Here is a 20,472-nt window from a genome sequence, read left to right on the forward strand (position 1 = left end):
TAAATCAAGCGGATACAAATTTGCGCAATGTTAAAGAAAATGCCAATTTGATACAAGGCAATGAACTGGCTGAACGTCGGGAATCGCGCAGCGAACTGGCGACAATTTAAGCAGAAACAACAAGAAGTGTACGACGCCAGCGAGCCCGGAGGGCATAAAAAAGCCCGGCATGTGCCGGGCTTGAAGAAAAGCTTAACGCTTGGAGAATTGCGGCTTCTTACGCGCTTTGCGCAGACCCACTTTCTTACGCTCCACCGCACGGGCATCGCGAGTTACGTAACCCGCTCCGCGCAGCGGCTGACGCAGCGCTTCGTCGTACTGCATCAGGGCGCGGGTCAGGCCGTGACGGATAGCACCCGCCTGACCGAAAGAACCACCACCTTTAACAGTGACGTTGATATCGAATTTTTCCACCATGTCGACCAGCTCCAGCGGCTGACGCACGATCATGCGCGCCACTTCGCGGCCGAAGTATTCGTCCAGGGAGCGACCGTTAACGGTGATTTTGCCTTCACCCTGCTCGATGAAAACGCGAGCGGTAGAGGTCTTGCGGCGGCCTGTACCGTAGTATTGAGTAGTTGCCATCTGAGTATTCCCCCTTAGATCGCCAGTTCAATCGGCTGTTGCGCCGCATGAGGATGTTCGCTGCCGCTGTAAACTTTCAGCTTCTTGAACATGGCGCGACCCAACGGACCCTTCGGCAGCATGCCTTTGACGGCGCTCTGAATGGTGCGCTCGGGCGCTTTCTCGATCAGCTTCTCGAAGCTGATGGACTTGAGACCACCGGGGTAGCCGGAGTGGCTGTGGTAGATCTTGTCTTTGGCCTTGTTGCCGGTCACGCGGACCTTCTCAGCATTGATCACGATGATGTAATCGCCGGTGTCCACGTGGGGCGTATATTCAGGCTTGTGCTTGCCGCGCAGACGGTGAGCGATCTCGGCGGAAATACGGCCGAGAGTCTTGTCCGCAGCGTCGACAATGTACCAGTCGCGTTTTACCGCTTCCGGCTTGGCACTGTAAGTCTTCATGTTATAAACACCTGTAATGTGACCCCGGAAAAGGGGCCGTCCCACGAAAGAGCGCGGATAGTACATAAGGAGTGTATGCTTTTCAAGCGATTTTGGGCGGGATTTACCCTGCCCCGCCGGGCCAAATTACACGCACCCGACACCCCTGACCGCCGTCGTCAATCGCAAGCTTCAGCCGGTATCTGTCGCACAGCCGCTGCACGATAGAAAGCCCGATACCGAAGCCCTGGCTGGCTTGCCCCTTCACCAGCGGGCGGGTGACAAGCGGCTGCAGTTCCGGCGCTATACCCCCGCCGGTGTCGGCGATCACCAGGCCGCTCGCATCGGCGGTGATGGACACCTCTCCCTCGGCCGTGTACTGGAACGCATTGGCGATCAGGTTGGTCAGGAGTATGTCCAGCACACTCGGGGGCATCTCGATGGTCTGGCCCGGATCGATATCGATCTTCACCGCTATCTCCTTGCCCTCCAGCAGCCCGGCCTGGCTCACCACCACCTTTTCCACTGCCGCCAACAGGGACAGGCGCTCTGCCTGTAACTGATCACCCTCATCCCGGGCCAGGGTCAGCAGGGTCTGCACCGCTTGCGCCATGCTGCGGTTGGCGTGCCGAATGCGCTCCACCAGTATCCGCGCCTCGGGATCCAGGTCGCACCTGTCCGCCAGCAACTCCGCGGCGCCGCCCACTGCGGAGATGGGCGTGCGCAGCTCGTGGCTGGCGTCCCGGGTGAACTGCACTTCGCGCGCCACATATTCCCCAACCTGACCAAAGGCTTCGTCCAGCGCCCGGGCCAGCACGCCGATCTCATTGTCGGGATAGCGGGAGGCGAATCCGCCGGGAATTTCCCCGGGGGCCCGCAGCTCCACCTGCCGAGTCAGTCTGGACAGGGGGGCGAGAGCCCCGCGCGCAAAGGCGTAGGCCAGGGCGCAGCCAATCACCATCATCGCCAGCGTGAGCAGCCCGAGGGCCACCAGCATTGCCTTGGCGCGGGGACGCACCAGCAGGTCGGCGCTGACTTCCGCCAGCAGCATGGCGTCCCGGCCGGCCAGGCGCCGCAGATGATAGTGCCGCCCCTCTTCACCGAAAAACTCGGTGCGCTTGGTTTCGGCCGCGAGCGTTTCCCGCACCAGAGCCGGCAGGGATGCCGTGGTCAGGTGCAGGCTGTAGTTTTCCCGGCGCGGTTCCGGCCACTGCCCGTGACGCTGGAAGTGCGCCGTCAGGTAGTCCGCCTCCCGCGCCAGCTCGCGCTCGAACACCCGGTCTTCCAGGGTGTAGGCCACCAGGAAGTTCACGGCACTGAACAGGGCGCCGAGCAGCAGGGCGAAGGCGCAGAAAAATACGACGAAGCGGAACCTGAGCGTCAATCAAACCTCCAGCACGAAGCCGACGCCGTGCACTGTCTTCAACAGCGGCCGGTCGAAGGGTTTATCCAGCGCGCGGCGTATCTGGTAGATGTGGGTGCGCAGCGCATCGGATTCGGTGGGCTCGTCGCCCCAGATCTTCCAAACCAGTTCACTGCGGGTCATCACTTGCGGGTAGGCCTCGGCCAGGGCTTCGACGATGCGGTAGTCGATGGCGTTGAGCCTGACGGGCAGACCGTCGCGCCTGACCTCCCGGCGCTGGCGGTCGACCACCAGCGCGCCCAATTCCAGCACCTGCTCGGTGTTGAGCAGATGGCGGCGAGCCAGCGCCAGGGCGCGCACTTCCAGTTCCTCAAGGGCGAAGGGTTTGGTCAGGTAGTCGTCGGCGCCGGTGCCGAACCCTTCCACCTTGTCCGCCAGGCTGTCCCGGGCGGTCAACATCAGGACCGGGATGTGCCGGCTGGCCCTGGCGCGCAGCGCGCGGCACACCGCCAGGCCGTCCATGCCCGGCAACATCAGGTCCAGCACCACCAGGTCGTAGGGCTGCGCCAGGGCCAACGCCAACCCCTGGGCGCCGTCGCCGGCAAAATCCAGCACGTGGCCGCGCCCCTCCAGGTAAGTGGCGATGTTCGCCCGGATAGCCGCCTGGTCTTCAACCACCAGTATGTGCAAGGCGTTCGTCATACCCTATTACCATCACCCACTACTACAGTTCTTTTAACACGGCCCGGGCCTCCTGCATATCCGGGTGCTCTTCCAGCAGGCGGGTGAGCAGTGCCCTGGCCTTGTCCCGGTTGCCCAACTGCACGTGGCCGCGGGCCATGGCCAGTTCGACCGCGGGATGCTGGAAATGAACGCTGCCCAGCTCCATCAGGGCCACCGCCTTTTGCCGCTGCCGATCATCCTCACTGAATTGCAGCTGATAAAAACCGTAGAGCGACACCAGCTTGGGTTCATAGCCCGCGGCACTCAAGCGGAAAGACTCGCCGGCCTTAGCGTCGCCGCCCCACACCTCGGCGATCAAATCCATGGTGCGCTCCTCCACAAAGGGCTCGCGTGGTTTGGACACAATACCCAGGGACTCGACCAGGGCTTCCGCCAGCTTTGGTGTGGACGACGGGTTCTGGCCGGTGAGCAGGCGCTCGTCCGCGGCCACGTGTCCCAGCATCAAGTCGCTGTGCTGAAAGCGGCCACCGCGCTCGATCAGCTTGTCCTGCAGCAGAAAGGGAAAGTGCTCGATCCATTTTTTGCCAAACGCCCGCTCCTCGGCGTTGGTAAAACCGTTCACCGCCCTGCCCGACACCAGGTAGCTGCCATCGCTGAGTTTTACGTTCACCAGCGCCGCCGGGCCATGGCACACGGCCGCCACCACACCGTCGCGCTCGTAAATGCCGGCGATCAGGCGCTGCAGGTTCCGGTCCTCGGGCAGATCGAACATGGCGCCCTTGCCACCCACCACAAACACCGCCGCGTAATCCTCGGCCTTCAGCCCGTCCAGGGACAGGGTGTTTTCGAGTTTGGCCATGGCCGCCGCATCGTCGGTGACGGCCTTCACGAACGACTTGTCCGGGTTGTATTTATCCGCCTCCACGGCGCCGCCCCGGGGACTGGCGATATCCACCGCCAGGCCGTTTTGCCTGAAGATCAGGTAGGCTTGGGCGAATTCATCGAACTCGTAACCCGGCCGCTCTTCGCCCTGCTCCAGGCCGTAGCCACTCAGCACCATCAGCACCCGCGGGGCCTCGCCGGCCAGTGCCGGTGACAGGGTGCACAGACACAGACTCAACACTGCGATCAGTCGCTTCATGGAAATTGACTCCTTTTCATTAATGGACAGTGCCAGGCTATCGCCGCCGATGTGAAATGGATGTGAATCAGGATTCGGCCATCAATTCGCCCACCGACACCTTGAGACTGTGCCGGCAGCACCACAGCCCCAGCAGGCAGAGCGCGGCGGCCATGACGGCCAGCGTGCCCAGCAAGTAGAACGGGTCCGGACGGTAGTTGAGGTGGAACTGGGAGCGGTAGATAAGCTGCCCTGCGAGGCTGGTGCCGGCAATGGCGCCGCCGCCGGCGATGGCCGCGGTGATCAACCACTCGTAGAGATTCAGGCGCAGGCAGTGATACCGCCGCAGCCCCAGGCTCAGCAGCAGGCCGTTCTTGCGCCGGTCGTCCCGCTCGAATCCGCGCACGCAGGCCGCCACCAGCAACAGGGCCATCAGGCCCAGCAACAGGCTGTAGCCGGACACCACCCGGGTCACCAGGGCCAGGGTGGCATCGAAGCGTTCGCTCAGCTGTTTCACCGGCAAAAGCTCCAGGCCCGGATGTCGCCGCCAGAGTTCGCCCAGTTGGGACCAGGCGCGCTCGGGCAGCTCCATGCTGCCCATCTGCAGCACCTCCGCACCGAGCGACTTCACTGCTCCGGGCGGCACCTGGAACCAGAAGGTGATCGAACCGGCGCCGGGCCGATAGCCGTGGCCGGCGACCAGGGTAAATTCCACCTGCTGCCCGCCGATGGCGAACGCCAGGGTATCCCCCAGGGACAGGCCGAGGTCGGTCATCACCTCGTCCTCCACGGAGATCTGTCGCCTTTTCTCATCCCCCGTTTGCCACCAGCGCCCGGCCGTCAAACGGTTGTTGGCCGGCAGCTCCGCGGACCAGCTCAGCCGGATCGGCCTGGCGATGCGGCTCAGGCTTTCGCTGGGCTGGCCGCTGAACGCCTCCGGCGCCAAGCCGTTGATACGCACCAGCTGGGCGCGCACATAGGGCCGCAACTGCCGCAAGGCGCTGCCGGTGCGCCGGCTCCAGGTTTCGATATCCGCCATTTGCGCCGACGTGGCGCGGACGATCAGCAGGTTGCCGTCCATCGAGCGGGTATTCGCCTCCATGGCCTGGCCCAGATCCCGCAACAGCATAAAGGTGAACAGCAACAGGGTGGCGCACAGCCCCAACCCCATCACCTGGGCGGACTTGCCCAACAACCGCTGCCGCATGGTGAACAGGCAGAAGGCCAGCAGCCCGCCCCGCCGCCGGGTCAGGCGCTCGGCCAGTGTCAGCAGCGCAAAGGTCAGGGACGCAATCAGCACCAGTGTGACCAGCAGGGAGCCAATCATCAGCAGGGTCAGGCGGGTGTTGTCCGAATAGGCCGCCACCAGCAGACCGAAGCAGACCAGCATCCAGGCCAATCGCAGCGCCAGCGCCGGTAACCGCTGCCGCGGCCGCAACAATTCGAGCACGCTGGCGCGCCCGACGCCGATCAGGGTCGGCAACTGCAAACAGAGCAACAGCAACAACAGGAGTCCCAGGGTCCTCGCCAGCACTGCCGGGTGCCAGGCGACTTCGATGTCCACGCCAAAGGCTCCGGCGAGATGGCTTTGCAACAGCTGCAGCACCCACTGCTGCCCGGCCAGCGCCAGCAGTCCGGCCAGCAGGAATGACAGGGCGACCCCAAGCATCCACTTCACGCCGTAGAGGCACAGGCCCCGCGCCGGCGACAGCCCCAGACTCTGGTACACCGCCTGGCGATAGGCCTCCCGGCGCAGCAGGCGGCGGCCGATCAGATCCATGGCCACGCCGCCCAGCGCAAACAGCACCAGGGCACTCAGGCCAAAGAAGTTTTCCACCCGCTGCCAGAAGCCCGCCAGCGGGTGTTGCCCGCCGCGCTTGCGGATCAGGTGCGCGTCCGGCAACTCCCGCTCCACCCAGGCGACAATGGCGGCCTCCTGGGATGTGTCCGCATTCAGCAGGTAGCGATAGCGGGTATCGCCCGAAAAGGACGATCCGCCCGCTCCCGCCGGCAGCGCCGCCATGGCCCGCACCGCCACCGAATGACCTGCCATTAGCCGGTCCGGCTCGTGAAAGAGCGCGCGCGTGACGCGGTATTCTCTGCCGCGCAGGCGCAACGACTCGCCGGTGGCCAGCCCGAGCCCCGTCAGGGCCCTAGTGTCCAGCCAGATCTCCCCGGCGCCGGGCCCCTGCCCGACGGACTCGTGTTCCGAGGCCCGCGAGCGGCCCACCGCCAATCGCCCCTGCAACGGATAGCGGTGATCCACAAGCTTCAGCTGCACCTGCTGGTGTCGCCCGGCGTGACTCAGGGTGATGTCCACCAGCCGGGTTTCACTCAGGGCCGCGCTCAGTTCGGCCAGCGCGGACCTCTGCGTCGCGCTCAGCGGCCGGTGGCGCTCGAGCACCAGGTCCGCCCCCAGCATCTCACTCAGGTTTTGCTGCAGCGTGTTGCGCAGTGAGGCGCCGCTCAGGCTCAGCAACAACAGGAAAAAAGCCAGCAGGGTCTGGGCGAGCAGCTGCAGCCGGATATCCACCTGCCCCAGGTCGCCGCGGAAATCCTGCCAGGCCAGAGTGAGAAAGTTCATGCCAGCAGCTCCAGACGGCCACCGGAGAGTTGATGACGGCAATCCGCCATACGGCTTAAGGTGTTGCTGTGGGTCACCAGCACCAGGGCGCTGCCCTGCTCCTGTACACAGCCGAACAACAGCTCGCCGATGTAGGCGGCGGTGTGCTGATCCAGGTTGCCGGTGGGCTCGTCGGCGAACACAAAGGCCGGCTCGGCGACAAAGGCGCGGGCGATGGCCAGGCGCTGCTGCTCGCCGCCGCTCAACTGATTCGGCCTGTGGGCAGCGCGCGCGGACAGCCCGACCCGGTCGAGCCAGTGGCGCGCCTTTTCGCGGGCCTCGCCGTCGCCACGCAGGCGCAGCGGCAGCGCGACATTGCCCAGGGCGTCCAGCTCCGGCAGCAGATGAAACTGCTGGAACACAAAACCGGAGCGGCGGCGCAGGGATATGGCGTCCGCCACTTTGCCGTCCAGTTGGATAGCCACCTCGCCGGCCTTGGGCCGCTCCAGGGCGGCAATCATCGCCAGCAGGCTGGACTTGCCCGCGCCGGACGGCCCCAGTATGGCGTGGCTGCGCCCGGCGCGGACGGTCAGGTTCAGGTTGTCGAACAGGTGGATGGTCTTGCGCTCGCCGCGCTGTGAGCGGCCCTCGAACCAGTGTCCGAGGGCGCGAAGTTCAATGTGGTCCATGGCAGATTTCCGTGGCAGTCAACAGGGAATCTGCGCCAGCCTGGACCGGGGGGCGTCAAACGGATGTGAAATGGAGCGGGTCGACTAGGGCCTGTTGACACTAAATTCGATAGCCGCGTTGCCGCCCCAAAACGGGCCAGGCAAGGCGCGAGGAGCGTGGTTTAGCGCGCTAAATGAGCGATGAGCAACGCGGCATGGCCCGTTTTGGGGCGCAACCCGGAGGGACGGGGCCGTTTTTCCGCAATGCTGCGTTGCAGTTCGCTTATGTGGAATGACCACACGGCGCTCACTGCGCCTTGCCTTGCGAAAAAACGGCCTCCGTCGCGGCCATCGAATTTAGTGTCAACAGGCCCTAGCTCCGCCGGAGCGACTCAGTCCGGTCGGTGCGGCCGCGCCAGGTATTCGTGGGACTGCATCTCCAGCAGGCGGCTGACCGTGCGCTCAAACTCGAACCTCAGGTGCTTGCCGCCGTACAGCTGCTCTGCCGGCATCTCGGCGGAGATCACCAGCTTCACGCAGCGGTCGTAGAATTCGTCTACCAGGTTGATAAAGCGCCGCGCCTGGGCCTCCATGCGCTCGTCAAAGCGCGGCACATTTGCCAAAAGCACGGTATGGAACTCCCGCGCCAGCTCGATATAGTCATTCTGCGAGCGCGGACCGTCGCATAGATCGCTGAAATCGAACCAGGCCACGTCATCCGCTACCCGCAACGCACGGATCGGACGGCCCTCCACTTCCAGGTTCACCTTTTCCTGCACCTCGCAGCCCTCGACACTGAGACTCGCAAAGCTGCGCGCCAGGCTGGCATCGGCCGCCGCATCCAGCGGCGCGTGGTACAGCTCCGCCATCTCCAGCGCCCGCAGCCGGTAATCGGTGCCGCCATCGACGTTGACCACTTTCGTGTACTGCTTCAGCAATGCGATGGCCGGCAGGAAGCGCGCCCGCTGCAAGCCATCCTTATACAGGCCCTCCGGCTCGATATTGGAGGTGGCCACCAGCGTCACGCCGCGGCGGAAGAGCGCATCCAGCAGATTGGCAAGAATCATCGCGTCGGTGATATCGGAAACGAAGAATTCGTCGAAGCACAGAACCTGGGCCCGCGCCGCAATGCGGTCGGCCACTTTCTCCAGCGGGTTCCTCTCACCGGCGAGCGCCTTCAACTCGCGGTGAATCTCACGCATAAAACGGTGAAAATGGGTTCGCTGCTTCTGCGCGAATGGCAGCGACTCGTAAAAGGCGTCCATCAGGTAGGTCTTGCCCCGCCCAACGCCGCCCCAGAAATAGAGCCCGCGCTCCGGCGCCATCTGCTCCCGCCACAGCTTGCTGATTCGCCCGACCAGGCCGCGCTGTTTCGTTCTCTTGACCAGACGACTATAGAGATCCTGCAGTTCCTGCACCGCGGCTGCCTGGGCCGGGTCAGCGACAAAGTCCGGGCGCTGCAGATCGCGCTGGTAGCGCTCTATGGGGGAAAACGATGGCGGATTAACTGGAGACATGACTGGAGATATGATCAACTGCCTGGTAGCGAGGGGCGCCACTCTATCAAATTAGCCGCATACCCGCCTAGCGGCCCAACGCGACAGCGTTATTCGCGTATACTAGAGGCCTGTCACGGATGGTCAGTGCCATTTAATAAGTTGAGGAGGAAGTATCTGTGCACTCTACATCAGTATTGATTCTGGTTGGCATCCTCGGTCTGGCGCTCGGCGCCGTGCTGGCGTTTCTCGCCGTGCGTGGCCGCGGCGGCGTGGACCGCACCCAGGAACTGGAAATGCGCCTGCATGAAGCCAACAGCAAGCTGGAGGACTTCCAGCTGCAGGTGAACGAGCACTTTGACCAAACCGCACAGCTGGTTCACAACCTGACAGAAAGCTACAAAGAAGTGCACGAATACCTGGCCAACAGCGCCGTGCGTCTGGCCAGCCAGGACATCAGCCGCCAGATGCTGGAGGCCGGCAGCGGCAAGCTGAGCGAGAATGACGAAAACCTGAAAGCTGTCGCGCCGCCGCGGGACTGGGCACCGAAGGAGCCGGGCGCCAAGGGCACGCTGGCGGAAGATTTTGGCCTGGATAAGGAACCACTTGGCGAGGCCGAACGCGTGACCAGCCGCTGAATAGCCAACCTAAAAGCCAGAAGCAAAAAGGGCGGGTATCAACCCGCCCTTTTTATTGGGCACATTCCTGCACCCGACCCCACCAGCAGCTTCGCTGCACCAAATTGCTCCTGGCGATTTGATGATTACAGTTTCTGGTAATAATCCATCAGGATCTGCGCCACTTCCGGACGGGAGAATTCCGGGGGCGGCGCAATACCACCACCCAACATCTCGCGCACCTTGGTGCCGGACAGCAGGATAAAGTCCTCTTTGGTGTGATCCGGCACGTCGCGCATCATCACCACCCTATTCAGCTTTTTTGAGTAGGCCGTGTGGTCCGCGCGGAAGATCTCGATCTCCAGCGCACTCTCAGGCACCTTGTCGTCGAAGATACTCTGCGCGTCGAAGGCACCGTAGTAGTCGCCCACACCCGCGTGGTCGCGGCCGACAATCAAGTGGCTGCAACCACAGTTCTGGCGGAAGACGGCGTGCAGCACCGCTTCGCGCGGACCGGCATACAACATGTCGAATCCGTAACCGGTCACCATCACGGTGTTGGCCGGGAAATAGAGCTCCACCATCTTGCGAATGGACGCATCGCGCACCGGCGCGGGAATATCACCCGGCTTGAGCTGGCCCAGCAGCATGTGGATCAGCACACCATCGGCGTCCACACCGTCCAGTGCCATTTTGCACAGCTCTTCGTGGGCGCGATGCATCGGGTTGCGGGTCTGGAAGGCCACAACTTTATTCCAGCCGCGCTCGATAAACTCGTTGCGGATCTCGACCGCAGTGCGGAAGGTATCCGGAAAGTCGTTCTGGAAGTAGCTGAAGTTCAGCACTTCGATCGAACCAGAAATCAGCTTGCGACCGGCGGCCTTGAAGGTCGCCACACCCGGGTGTTTCTCGTCATGGGTGCCGAAAACATGCTCGACCATGGTGTCCATCTGCTCTTCGGTGACCGTCTCGATCGCCTCGACGTCCATGATCGCGAGCACCGGATTGCCCTCGACATTCGGGTCGCGCAGCGCGATACGGGCGGCGCCCTCGATGGCCGCGGTGTCCTTCACCATATTCAACACCGGAACCGGCCAGAACAAGCCGTCGACGGTGCGCAGTGTTTCGGCAACACTCAGCGCGTCCGCCAGGTTCATGTAGCCATGCAGTGGATTGAAATACCCTGCCCCCAGCATCACCGCATTGGCCGCCGCAGCGGAGCTGACCACAATGGACGGCAGGGACTCAGCCTCGTGCATCAGCTGGTGATGCCTTTCGCTGTCATATACAAAGCGGGGCTGCAGCTCAACGCTGCCGTGGGGGCGAACCAGGGACATTTTCCACTCCAAACAAACAGTTATCGATAAATCTTGGAATTTTGGACCCGCCATTATACGGATCCGCAGCCGCCAACCAATGGCTGGCCGAGCGAAATCCCCCCACCCCAGACACTTCCCCCCCATTAAGGGCAAAGTGGCCACGGTTCCCTTAGGCGAGCCATGTATAATGGCCACAAATTGAGGAGTCGCGAGTGTCCCTAAAACGTTTTTTCCAGGAATGGGCCGTCCCTGCCGGTATCGGCCTCGCCGTGGCGGCACTGCTGTTATTGATGTTTCCGCAGCTGCGCGGCGGCGCGCCCAAACCCGCGGCGGACGAATGGCAGGGCCCGGTTTCCTACGCCCGTGCAGTCAGCCTGGCGGGACCGGCCGTGGTCAATATCTACACCCGCAAAGCGGTGCCCCAGCGCCAGCATCCGCTGTTCAACGATCCCCTGTTTCGCCGCCTGTTCGACAGCATGAACCTGCCACAGCGCGAGCGGATGCAGTCCAACCTGGGCTCCGGCGTTATTGTCAGCGATGACGGCTACATTTTGACCAACCACCACGTCGTGGACCAGGCGGATGCCATTGTGGTGCTGCTGGCAGACGGTCGCGAGGCACAGGCTCAGCTCGTCGGCAGCGACGCAGATTTCGATCTGGCGGTCCTCAAGGTAGAGCTGTCCAATATCACGTCCATCGAAGTCGGCGAGCCGGAAAAGGCCCAGGTGGGTGACGTCGTCTTGGCGATCGGCAACCCCTTCGGGGTCGGCCAGACGGTGACCCAGGGCATCATCAGTGCGACAGGCCGCTATCTGGAAAACAGCGGCACCGGCGGCTATCTGCAGAACTTCCTGCAGACCGACGCGGCAGTAAACCCGGGCAACTCCGGCGGCGCCCTGGTGGATGCGCGCGGCCGCCTGCTAGGCATCAATACCTCCATCCTGAACCAGTCCGGCTACTCCGGCGGGATCAGCTTTGCGATTCCGGCCAATATCGCCTTCAAGGTCATGCAGGACATCATCGAATACGGCCGTGTCGTGCCCGGCTGGCTGGGTATCGAAGCGAGTGCGATTACGCCGCAATTGGCGCGCGCCTTTCACCTGGCTTCCACGAATGGTGTGATTATCACCGCCATATACAACCAGGGCCCGGCGCACGAAGCCGGCCTGAAGCCCGGCGACGTGATCACCCATATCGACGGCCAGCCGATCAATGACGGCAAGCGGGGTATCGCCACCATGGCCACTCTGCGCCCAGGCGATACGGTGTCGATCACTTTTGTGCGCAACGGAGTGGCCAATACCGTAGAGGCCACCGTCTCGGAGAAACCCAAAGAGCAACGTCGCAGCTGATAACAAGAGAGAAATAAGATGCGTACACTGATCTGCACCCTGCTTTTCACCCTATGCGCGGCACAGGCCAGCGCCGGCGATCGCGAACAACTGCAACAAAAACTCGACGCGTTCCTGGCCGGCGCCGCCGGCGATGCCGACGTCCACCAGCGCTTCTGGGCCGACGATCTTATTTACACCAGCTCATCGGGCAAACGCTTCGGCAAAGAAGTCATCATGCAGGGCCTGGAAGCGGCGAAAGGCCAGCCAGTGACCGCAAGTTACCGCGCCGAAGAGGTTGATATTCGCCTTTTCGATGATATTGCGGTGGTTGCGTTCAAACTGGTGGGAGAAGACAGGTCCAGTGGCGAGCCGGAAACCAGCCACTATTTCAATACCGGCACCTTCGTGAAAAGAGACGGGGAGTGGCGGGCAGTCGCCTGGCAGGCGACCAAGATACCGGCCGAAGATAACTAGGCCGGGTACTGTTAAGCCAGACACCAGCCCCGGAGCGGATACTCTATCCCTTGACCCGATACTCTATTCCTTGACCCGATACTGGGCCGAGAGCGCGTGCGCCTCCAGCCCCTCGCCGCGCGCCAGAGTCCTGGCGACCCGGCCGAGCGAATCCGCACCTGCCGGCGAGCAATAGATAATCGAGCTGCGCTTCTGGAAATCGTAAACCCCCAACGGTGACGAGAAGCGGGCGGTACCGCTGGTCGGCAACACGTGATTCGGCCCCGCGCAGTAGTCTCCGAGGGCCTCGGCAGTGTGGCGACCGAGGAAAATGGCCCCGGCATGGCGAATCTGCGCAAGGTATTGCTCCGGATCCTCAACGGATACTTCCAGGTGCTCCGGGGCAATGCGGTTTGCCAGCGCTATCGCCGCCTCAATACTCTGCACCTGAATCAGCGCACCGCGCCCGGCCAGCGACTGGGCAGCAATCTCCCGACGGGGCAATTCATCCAGCAGCCTGTCCAGCGACTTTTCCACCGCGTTCAGGAACGCGACATCCGGACTGAGCAAAATCGACTGTGCCTGCTGGTCGTGCTCGGCCTGGGACAGCAGGTCCATGGCGATCCAGTCCGGATCCGTCCCGCCGTCACAGATCACCAGGATCTCCGAGGGGCCGGCGATCATATCGATGGCAACCCGACCAAAAACTGCGCGCTTGGCGGCGGCAACAAAGATGTTGCCGGGCCCGACTATCTTGTCCACCTTCGGCACTGACTCGGTTCCGTAAGCCAGAGCCGCCACTGCCTGGGCGCCGCCGATGGTAAACAGCTGATCCACGCCGGCGATGGCCGCGGCAGCCAACACCAGGTCGCTGAGCTGATCGTCGGGCGCCGGCACCACCATGGTGACACAGTCGACCCCAGCCACCTTGGCCGGAATAGCGTTCATCAGTACGGAGGACGGATAACTGGCCTTGCCACCGGGGACATAAATCCCCACCCGCTCCATCGGCGTGATCTGCTGACCGAGAACGGTCCCGTCTGCTTCCTCGTATCGCCAGGATTCCTGTCGCTGGCGCTGGTGGTATGCCCGCACTCGCTCGGCAGCCGCCTCCAGCGCCTCGCGCTCCGCCGAGGGGATGCGCTCCAGGGCCGCTGCCAGTGCGGACTGCGCCAGACAAAACTCGCCGGCACTGTTTAGCTGGCGGCGATCGAAGCGATTCGTATATTCGATGACGGCGGCGTCGCCGCGAGAGCGCACCTGCTGCAGAATATCCGCCACCGTCGTTTCGACATGGGTATCGGCGACAGACTCCCAGGCCAACAACTGCTCCAGCTGCGCATCGAAGTCCGAGTCTGCGGCGTTCAGCCGGCGAATACTGTCGGTAGTCATGGTCACTTGTGTCGAAAATTCTTTCAGTCGGTAATTACAGCCGCGGCGAGCTTCTCGATCAGCGCGTTGATCGGCTGATACTTCATTTTCATCGACGCCTTGTTGACGATCAGACGGCTACTGATATGCGCGATGGTATCGCGGGCTTCCAGGCCGTTAGCCTTCAGCGTGTTGCCGGTATCGACGATATCGACGATTTCATCGGCCAGATCCATCAGTGGTGCCAGCTCCATGGCGCCGTACAGTTTGATGATATCCGCCTGCCGCCCCTGGGCCGCGTAGTGACGCTTGGCACTCTGTACGAACTTGGTTGCCACCTTAATGCGCCCCCGCGGCAGCGCCGCCCCCTTGACTCCGGCGGTCATCAGGCGGCAGCGGGCAATGCCCAGGTCCAGCGGTTCGTAAATACCCTCGACGCCGTGCTCGAGCAGAGTGTCCTTGCCCGCCACCCCCAGGTCCGCCGCGCCGTGCTGCACGTAGGTGGGCACATCCACGCCGCGCAACACCAACAGGCGCACGCCCTCCTGGTTGGTGGGAAATATCAGCTTGCGGCTCTTGGCGATGTCCTCCAAAGGCTCCAGTCCCGCGGCCGCCAGCAGCGGCAGGGTTTCCTTCAGAATTCTTCCCTTGGTCAGGGCGATGGTGATTTGCATGGCGGTTATCGTTTTATCACTTCGACGGCCAGTAGCCGGTCACTTTAAGCGGGTGCGGTGGCGGCCCTGCTTCCGGGGGCCATTTGTTCAACAGCCTCATCGGTCTGTTTATCAGCCGCAGGCGCTTTTCTCAAACGGCCCCCGGCAGCAGAGCCTTCCCATCAGGCCTGAATACAACTGTTGGGTCCCGAGTCTCCGCCAGCTTTAGCCGGGCACTCGGCGAATATTCGCCCCCAGCTGCTGCAATTTTTCCTCGATACACTCGTAACCGCGGTCGATATGGTAGATGCGGTCCACGATGGTGGTGCCTTCGGCAACCATACCGGCGATCACCAGACTGGCCGAGGCGCGCAAATCCGAGGCCATCACCGGGGCACCCTTCAGTTTCTCTACACCGGTAACGATAGCGGTGTTGCCCTCCAGCAGGATATTGGCACCCATGCGATTGAGCTCGTGCACCTGGATCAGGCGGTTCTCGAAAATGGTCTCCACCACTGCACCCTTGCCCTCGGCAACCGCGTTCATCGCGGTGAACTGGGATTGCATATCCGTGGGAAATGCCGGGTACGGGGCGGTGCGGAAACTGACCGCTTTGGGGCGGTTGCCCTTCATATCCAGCTCGATCCAGTCGTCACCGATACTCAGGTGAGCGCCCGCTTCTTCGAACTTGACCAATACCGCGTCGAGAATATCAGCGCGGGTGTGAGTCAGGCGTACCTTGCCGCGCGCCGCGGCCGCGGCCGCGAGAAAAGTGCCGGTTTCGATGCGATCCGGCATGACCGTGAAAGTGCAGGGATTCAGGCGCGGCACGCCGTGCACGCGCAGGGTGTCAGTGCCGACCCCTTCGATCTGCGCACCCATCGCGATCAGGAATTCCGCCAAATCTACGATTTCCGGCTCGCGCGCGGCGTTGTGCAGCACCGTGGTGCCCTCAGCCAGCACCGCCGCCATCAACAGGTTTTCGGTGCCGCCAACGGTGACTTTCTCCATCACGATATTGGCGCCCTTCAGGCGGCCATTTGACCGAGCGCGGATAAAGCCCTCGTCGATAGTGATCTCGGCACCCATGGCCTCGAGGCCCTTGAGGTGGATATCCACCGGACGGCTGCCGATGGCGCAGCCACCGGGGAAAGACACATTCGCAACCCCGTGACGCGCCAGCAACGGGCCCAGCACCAGGATGGAGGCGCGCATGGTTTTCACCAGCTCGTAGGGCGCCGTGAGATCGTTGACCGAACGCGGGTCTATTTCCACGCCCAACTTCTCGTCGATGGTGACTTCACAGCCCATGCAGCGCAGCAGCGTGATCATCGTCGTGATGTCATTCAGGTGCGGCAGGTTGTGGATGTGCACCGGTCCATCGGCCAGCAGCGCGGCGGCGAGAATCGGCAGCGCGGCGTTTTTCGCACCGGAAATCTTCAGGGTTCCGGAGATGGGGCTGCCGCCCTCAATTATTAACTTGTCCATTGAGTCTCGCGTATTCATTAGCTGAGCGGCGTAGCCGCATTTGAGCAGCACAAGGATGTGCCGCCGCCGGGCGCAGGCCGGCGCGAGCCCGCACAATACAAGCAGAATCGCACATCTGCGCCGGTATTGCGCGGGCGACGGTGAGATAGAACATGGATGATCTATCTCACCGCAAGGTCAAGACTGACCGGCCTCTTCCGGGGTGAGTGTCTGCATCTGCACGGCGTGCAGGGTGCCGTCGGCAATCTTGTCGTTGAGTGCAGCGTATACCAGCTGCTGCTTTTTCAGCCGGTTCAGGCCTTCGAAAGCGCTACTGACAACGGTCACCATCAGGTGGCTGCCCTCAAAGGCGACATCGGCACGGCTTTCGGGAATATGCCCTTCAATCAGGGCCTTGATTTCTTCGGGTTGCATAGGCGGGAATAGCGTTGAGTTGAAAAACAGCGCGAAGTGTACTGGAAACCGACCGGTCGCGCAGCCGCAGCCGCGCGAGCCGGAATGGAGCCGGTCAGCCTACCTGGTCAGCTACATCCTTGGCTGCCGACCAGTTGGCGATCACCTTGTCGATGTCGCCGTGCGTCTGCATGGATTGGGCAAACTGACTGCGGAAGGTCTTACCCAGGTTGACACCATTGAGGATCACGTTGATGAGTTTCCACTGCCCGGAGCGGTTGCGCACCAGGGTATAGGAGACCTTGGTAATACCCTCTTTACTCCGCACTTCCTGCAGCACGTTGACACGGTTGCCGCTCGGGGCGCCGCCCGGATTCACGACTTTCACGTCCATATCACCGAAGGTGGCGACACCGCGGGCAAACGTCGCCACCAGATCGCGACGGAAAGCGCTGGTGAAGCGCGAGCGCTGTGCCGCGGTCGCCTCTTTGGCGTAACGTCCCATTACACCGCGGGCGATAAAGTCAAAGTCCACCACCGGCGTCAGTACACTGTCCACGGCGCTGTAGTAGCGCTGCGGATCCGAATTCAGATATTGAGCGTTGGCGCGAATCACACCCAGCAAGTTCTGGGACACCCCTTCGATCATCACGTAGGGGTTCTGCGCAGCACTGGCGGAGGGTGCCCAGACAGACACCAGCAGAGTGCAGAGCAGGGCCTTGGCCCACAGCATAAAACCCTGCCGACCAATCATTGACGATGCGTTCACAAAAATTCTCCCATTGGCAAATCGTTCCTTGGACGCACATGGCGCAAATTAGTGCCATGACGCCGCCGTTTTTCCGGACTTCCCGCCGGGCTTCTGGACCCTGTCGATCATCCGTAAAGCGACAGAGCTGACATGGGCGGCGGCAAACTATACCATGGCCGCGCCCGACGGTGTGGCGGCGCGTCACAAGCGCAGTGCCGCCCGTCGCTATATATGGCGTATTACACCGAATTCAACCACTTAATAGATAGAGGTTAGCACGACAGGCCGCCGGCCGGGCTCACCCCCGCCACGCTTTGCAACGCCGCAGAGTCGGCCGCTCACCGTCGGCAACCCCCATCTCGGCCGTTTCACCACAGAACGGCACTTTTGGGATGTACCTACACTCAAAACAGAAGCAATTAACCAGAGACAGTCAATGACCCAGGACCCGATTTTGCAAGCTGGGCGCCGCACGATCCTGATGGAAACGGAAGCCGTGGCCGCGCTGGAAAACAGAATCAACGACGACTTCAAGCGCGCCTGCGAGATGATCCTCCAGTGCCGCGGACGAACCATCGTTACCGGCATGGGCAAGTCCGGGCATATCGGCCGCAAAATGGCCGCCACCCTGGCGAGCACCGGCACGCCGAGCTTCTTCGTACATCCGGGCGAGGCGAGCCACGGCGACCTGGGCATGATTACCCGCGACGATCTGGTGATCGCCATCTCCAACTCCGGCTCATCGGCAGAAGTACTGACACTGCTGCCGCTGCTGAAGCGGCTCGGTATCCCGATGGTCAGCATGGCCGGCAAGGCGGACTCCCCGCTGGCCCAGGCCGCGGATGTCAACCTGGACATTTCGGTGGAAACGGAAGCCTGCCCACTGAATCTGGCCCCCACCTCCTCGACCACCGTTACCCTGGTAATGGGCGATGCGCTGGCCGTCGCACTGCTGGAAGCACGGGGCTTTACCGCTGAGGACTTCGCCTTCTCCCACCCCGGCGGCGCCCTCGGCCGGCGACTGCTGTTAAGAGTGGAGGATGTGATGCATGCCGGCGACGAACTGCCCCAGGTTTTTCCCGAGACCTTGCTGTCCAAGGCCCTGCTGGAAATGACCAGCAAAGGTTTCGGCATGACTACCGTGGTCGATCACAAAGGCACCCTGCTCGGCGTATTCACCGATGGCGACCTGCGTCGGGTAATCGACCACAAGGTGGAACTGGACAGAGCCACCATGGAAGAAGTCATGAGCCGCCGCCCCAAGACCGTCTCCGCCGCGACACTGGCCGCGGAGGCGCTGCGCATCATGGAGGACCACAAGATCACCGCACTGGTAGTGGAGGACGATGCACACCACCCGATCGGCCTCCTACACATGCACGACATACTGCGCGCCGGGGTAATCTGACCGGCCCGGCCACCAAGGTGAAACGAATTGATGACGGCGCCAGTGCCGACCGCGGCGCCGCAAGACTGTACACAAGGACAACTGCTCTGTGATTTCCGAAGAAAAACTCAACAGCACCCTGCAGCGGGTTCGCTGGCTGGTACTGGACGTGGATGGCGTGCTGACCGACGGCAAGCTCTATTTCGATAACAACGGCAATGAGCTCAAGACCTTTAACACCCTCGACGGGCACGGTATCAAGATGCTGCAGAAGTCCGGGGTGCGCGTGGCTATTATCACCGGCCGGCGCAGCGCCGTCGTGGAGCGCCGCGCCCACGACCTGGGAGTCAGCAAGCTGATCCAGGGGCGCGAAGACAAATTTGCCGCGCTGCAGGAACTGCTTGCAGACGACCCCTGCCGCCTCGAAGACATTGCCTATGTGGGCGACGACTACCCGGATCTGCTGGTGATGACCCGCGTCGGCAGCCCCATTTCTGTTCCCAACGCCGCCCCGCCGGTGCGCGAGCGCGCGCTGTGGATCACCGAAGCCCGCGGCGGCGAGGGCGCGGTGCGCGAAGTGTGTGACCGCATCATGCAGGCTCAGGGAACCTTCGACGCGGCCCTCGCCCCCTACATCGGAGAAGACTGATGCGCACCTGGCTGCCACTGGTGATTGTCGTGCTCCTGGTCAGCGCCGGATTGTGGTTCTCCGAGAGCCCACCGCAGCAATTGCTCGGCAAAAAGCCGACACCGCAGCAGCAGAAGCGCGCCGCCGACCTGGTGATCAACGACGCCAAGACGCGCCATTTCAACCAGGAGGGCACCCTCGCCTACCGTGTGGATGCCGAGAGAATCACCTTCTTCAAGTTCGAGCGACGCGACCGCGCCGACCTGACCGAGCCGCGCATCGTCTTTTACCAGCAGGATGAGCCAAAGTGGCACACCGAATCCAGAAGCGGTGTCGCGCACAATAACGGCGAACGGGTAGTCTTGCGCGGCGATGTAGAGATCACCGAGATGCCGGCACCGGGCGGCCTTAAACTGAATACCCAGAGCATCACCATCAAGCCGCGCGAAGAATTCGCCGAGACGGATAAAGTTGTTACCATTACCGCCGGCCCGAACAGCACCACCGGCAAAGGCCTGCGCGCCTTCCTGAAGGAAGACCGGGTGGAAATCCTCTCCGACGTAAAGAGCAGCTATGAAACCGAATAATCTCCATCGCCACCTGCGGATTCTTGTTACCGCGACTTTGCTGGCACTGACGGCCGGTGAGATACAGGCACTGCAAAGCGACCGCGAGCAGCCCATCAAGGTGCAGGCGAAGAAACTGGAAGCCAACCGCAGCACCAACATGTCGGTCTACAGTGGCAATGTCGTCATTACCCAGGGTTCACTGGAGATTCGCGCCGATCGCGTCGAGGTGCATGGCAATGCCAGCGGCGAGATCAGCCGCGTTGTCGCCACCGGCAAGCCGGCACACTTCCAGCAGCAGATGCAACAGAGCCAGAGCCCGGTTAAGGCCCGCGCGCGCCGTATCGAGTACACCGTCGCCTCCGATGAACTCCACCTCAGCGGCGATGCCCATGTCGACCGCGACGGCAACACGCTGACCGCCGAAAAAATCGACTATGACCTGAATAGCGAACAGATGCAGGCTCAGGGTCAGTCCGGTGAGGGTCGCGTGGAGATGATCTGGAAGCCGGAGAAAAAGGACGACAGCCAGCAGGCCAACGGGACACAGCAGAACCAGTAGCGGCCACCGCGACCGTTCACAGGAAAATCGGCCGCGCCACTGCAAAAAA

Annotated in this window: 21 protein-coding genes; 7 read left to right on the forward strand and 14 right to left on the reverse strand. The window is 62.4% G+C overall.

The window, feature by feature from the left end:
• Positions 1–192: 192 nt before the first annotated feature.
• The 8 genes from rpsI to zapE form a co-directional block, all read right to left on the reverse strand.
• Complete coding sequence (rpsI, locus tag BUC36_RS05455) at positions 193–585, reverse strand: 30S ribosomal protein S9 (protein ID WP_073272495.1); 393 nt, start codon at positions 583–585, stop codon at positions 193–195.
• A gap of 14 nt (positions 586–599) precedes the next feature.
• Positions 600–1,028, reverse strand: coding sequence for a 50S ribosomal protein L13 (rplM, locus tag BUC36_RS05460; protein WP_073272498.1), 429 nt, complete (start codon positions 1,026–1,028; stop codon positions 600–602).
• Between the two features lie 103 nt (positions 1,029–1,131).
• A complete protein-coding gene (locus BUC36_RS05465) occupies positions 1,132–2,391 on the reverse strand; it encodes a sensor histidine kinase (RefSeq protein ID WP_073272500.1) in 1,260 nt (419 codons plus the stop codon).
• Positions 2,392–3,072 carry a response regulator transcription factor gene (locus BUC36_RS05470; RefSeq protein WP_073272502.1) on the reverse strand — a complete coding sequence of 227 codons (681 nt, stop codon included), beginning with the start codon at positions 3,070–3,072 and terminating at the stop codon, positions 2,392–2,394. It lies immediately after the preceding gene.
• A 22-nt stretch (positions 3,073–3,094) separates the two neighbouring features.
• A complete protein-coding gene (locus BUC36_RS05475; protein ID WP_073272504.1) occupies positions 3,095–4,195 on the reverse strand; it encodes a type 1 glutamine amidotransferase domain-containing protein in 1,101 nt (366 codons plus the stop codon).
• Positions 4,196–4,262: 67 nt separating this feature from the next.
• Entirely contained in the window at positions 4,263–6,758 is a 2,496-nt protein-coding gene (locus tag BUC36_RS05480) for an ABC transporter permease (RefSeq protein WP_073272506.1), read from the reverse strand.
• On the reverse strand, positions 6,755–7,426 hold the full coding sequence (locus tag BUC36_RS05485) for an ABC transporter ATP-binding protein (protein ID WP_073272508.1): 672 nt from the start codon (positions 7,424–7,426) through the stop codon (positions 6,755–6,757). Before BUC36_RS05485 ends, BUC36_RS05480 begins: the two co-directional genes overlap by 4 nt.
• 371 nt (positions 7,427–7,797) lie before the next feature.
• The gene (zapE, locus tag BUC36_RS05490) at positions 7,798–8,922 is read right to left on the reverse strand and encodes a cell division protein ZapE (protein WP_073272510.1); all 1,125 of its coding nucleotides are present in this window, start codon (positions 8,920–8,922) and stop codon (positions 7,798–7,800) included.
• Positions 8,923–9,080: 158 nt separating this feature from the next.
• On the opposite strand from zapE, the gene BUC36_RS05495 reads away from it, so the two are divergent.
• Positions 9,081–9,539 carry a Z-ring associated ZapG family protein gene (locus BUC36_RS05495; protein WP_073272512.1) on the forward strand — a complete coding sequence of 153 codons (459 nt, stop codon included), beginning with the start codon at positions 9,081–9,083 and terminating at the stop codon, positions 9,537–9,539.
• 125 nt (positions 9,540–9,664) lie between these two features.
• On the opposite strand, the gene sat is transcribed toward BUC36_RS05495, so the two are convergent.
• Entirely contained in the window at positions 9,665–10,855 is a 1,191-nt protein-coding gene (gene sat, locus BUC36_RS05500) for a sulfate adenylyltransferase (RefSeq protein ID WP_200797189.1), read from the reverse strand.
• A 194-nt stretch (positions 10,856–11,049) separates the two neighbouring features.
• On the opposite strand from sat, the gene BUC36_RS05505 reads away from it, so the two are divergent.
• Both BUC36_RS05505 and BUC36_RS05510 read left to right on the forward strand, forming a co-directional pair.
• Positions 11,050–12,189, forward strand: a complete 1,140-nt coding sequence (locus tag BUC36_RS05505) for a S1C family serine protease (RefSeq protein ID WP_073272514.1) — start codon at positions 11,050–11,052, stop codon at positions 12,187–12,189.
• A gap of 18 nt (positions 12,190–12,207) precedes the next feature.
• Positions 12,208–12,645: a nuclear transport factor 2 family protein gene (locus BUC36_RS05510; RefSeq protein ID WP_073272516.1), complete on the forward strand. Its 438-nt coding sequence runs from the start codon at positions 12,208–12,210 to the stop codon at positions 12,643–12,645.
• Between the two features lie 63 nt (positions 12,646–12,708).
• Here BUC36_RS05510 and hisD read toward each other — a convergent pair whose 3' ends face one another.
• The 5 genes from hisD to BUC36_RS05535 form a co-directional block, all read right to left on the reverse strand.
• On the reverse strand, positions 12,709–14,016 hold the full coding sequence (hisD, locus tag BUC36_RS05515; RefSeq protein ID WP_073272518.1) for a histidinol dehydrogenase: 1,308 nt from the start codon (positions 14,014–14,016) through the stop codon (positions 12,709–12,711).
• Between the two features lie 23 nt (positions 14,017–14,039).
• Positions 14,040–14,669: an ATP phosphoribosyltransferase gene (gene hisG, locus BUC36_RS05520; RefSeq protein ID WP_073272520.1), complete on the reverse strand. Its 630-nt coding sequence runs from the start codon at positions 14,667–14,669 to the stop codon at positions 14,040–14,042.
• A 204-nt stretch (positions 14,670–14,873) separates the two neighbouring features.
• On the reverse strand, positions 14,874–16,136 hold the full coding sequence (gene murA / locus BUC36_RS05525) for a UDP-N-acetylglucosamine 1-carboxyvinyltransferase (RefSeq protein ID WP_073272522.1): 1,263 nt from the start codon (positions 16,134–16,136) through the stop codon (positions 14,874–14,876).
• 177 nt (positions 16,137–16,313) lie between these two features.
• Positions 16,314–16,550 carry a BolA family protein gene (locus BUC36_RS05530; protein WP_073272524.1) on the reverse strand — a complete coding sequence of 79 codons (237 nt, stop codon included), beginning with the start codon at positions 16,548–16,550 and terminating at the stop codon, positions 16,314–16,316.
• A gap of 94 nt (positions 16,551–16,644) precedes the next feature.
• A complete protein-coding gene (locus BUC36_RS05535; protein WP_234994891.1) occupies positions 16,645–17,298 on the reverse strand; it encodes an MlaC/ttg2D family ABC transporter substrate-binding protein in 654 nt (217 codons plus the stop codon).
• A 418-nt stretch (positions 17,299–17,716) separates the two neighbouring features.
• On the opposite strand from BUC36_RS05535, the gene BUC36_RS05540 reads away from it, so the two are divergent.
• The 4 genes from BUC36_RS05540 to lptA all read left to right on the forward strand — a co-directional run bounded on the left by BUC36_RS05540 (position 17,717) and on the right by lptA (position 20,423).
• On the forward strand, positions 17,717–18,688 hold the full coding sequence (locus BUC36_RS05540) for a KpsF/GutQ family sugar-phosphate isomerase (protein ID WP_073272528.1): 972 nt from the start codon (positions 17,717–17,719) through the stop codon (positions 18,686–18,688).
• 88 nt (positions 18,689–18,776) lie between these two features.
• Positions 18,777–19,316, forward strand: coding sequence for a KdsC family phosphatase (locus BUC36_RS05545; protein WP_084535633.1), 540 nt, complete (start codon positions 18,777–18,779; stop codon positions 19,314–19,316).
• Complete coding sequence (lptC, locus tag BUC36_RS05550; protein WP_073272530.1) at positions 19,316–19,882, forward strand: LPS export ABC transporter periplasmic protein LptC; 567 nt, start codon at positions 19,316–19,318, stop codon at positions 19,880–19,882. Before BUC36_RS05545 ends, lptC begins: the two co-directional genes overlap by 1 nt.
• Entirely contained in the window at positions 19,869–20,423 is a 555-nt protein-coding gene (lptA, locus tag BUC36_RS05555; RefSeq protein WP_073272532.1) for a lipopolysaccharide transport periplasmic protein LptA, read from the forward strand. Before lptC ends, lptA begins: the two co-directional genes overlap by 14 nt.
• The last annotated feature ends 49 nt before the right edge of the window (positions 20,424–20,472 follow it).

The organism is Microbulbifer donghaiensis, assembly GCF_900129095.1.
Classification (GTDB): Bacteria; Pseudomonadota; Gammaproteobacteria; order Pseudomonadales; family Cellvibrionaceae; genus Microbulbifer; species Microbulbifer donghaiensis.

Excerpts from the sequence above, each read along its gene's own strand:
- rpsI (WP_073272495.1), bottom strand. The coding sequence starts at position 585 with ATGGCAACTACTCAATACTACGGTACAGGCCGCCGCAAGACCTCTACC.
- BUC36_RS05540 (WP_073272528.1), top strand. The coding sequence starts at position 17,717 with ATGACCCAGGACCCGATTTTGCAAGCTGGGCGCCGCACGATCCTGATG.
- murA (WP_073272522.1), bottom strand. The coding sequence starts at position 16,136 with ATGGACAAGTTAATAATTGAGGGCGGCAGCCCCATCTCCGGAACCCTG.
- zapE (WP_073272510.1), bottom strand. The coding sequence starts at position 8,922 with ATGTCTCCAGTTAATCCGCCATCGTTTTCCCCCATAGAGCGCTACCAG.
- BUC36_RS05470 (WP_073272502.1), bottom strand. The coding sequence starts at position 3,072 with ATGACGAACGCCTTGCACATACTGGTGGTTGAAGACCAGGCGGCTATC.
- hisG (WP_073272520.1), bottom strand. The coding sequence starts at position 14,669 with ATGCAAATCACCATCGCCCTGACCAAGGGAAGAATTCTGAAGGAAACC.
- BUC36_RS05485 (WP_073272508.1), bottom strand. The coding sequence starts at position 7,426 with ATGGACCACATTGAACTTCGCGCCCTCGGACACTGGTTCGAGGGCCGC.
- lptA (WP_073272532.1), top strand. The coding sequence starts at position 19,869 with ATGAAACCGAATAATCTCCATCGCCACCTGCGGATTCTTGTTACCGCG.
- BUC36_RS05510 (WP_073272516.1), top strand. The coding sequence starts at position 12,208 with ATGCGTACACTGATCTGCACCCTGCTTTTCACCCTATGCGCGGCACAG.
- BUC36_RS05475 (WP_073272504.1), bottom strand. The coding sequence starts at position 4,195 with ATGAAGCGACTGATCGCAGTGTTGAGTCTGTGTCTGTGCACCCTGTCA.
- rplM (WP_073272498.1), bottom strand. The coding sequence starts at position 1,028 with ATGAAGACTTACAGTGCCAAGCCGGAAGCGGTAAAACGCGACTGGTAC.
- hisD (WP_073272518.1), bottom strand. The coding sequence starts at position 14,016 with ATGACTACCGACAGTATTCGCCGGCTGAACGCCGCAGACTCGGACTTC.
- sat (WP_200797189.1), bottom strand. The coding sequence starts at position 10,855 with ATGTCCCTGGTTCGCCCCCACGGCAGCGTTGAGCTGCAGCCCCGCTTT.
- BUC36_RS05480 (WP_073272506.1), bottom strand. The coding sequence starts at position 6,758 with ATGAACTTTCTCACTCTGGCCTGGCAGGATTTCCGCGGCGACCTGGGG.
- BUC36_RS05530 (WP_073272524.1), bottom strand. The coding sequence starts at position 16,550 with ATGCAACCCGAAGAAATCAAGGCCCTGATTGAAGGGCATATTCCCGAA.
- lptC (WP_073272530.1), top strand. The coding sequence starts at position 19,316 with ATGCGCACCTGGCTGCCACTGGTGATTGTCGTGCTCCTGGTCAGCGCC.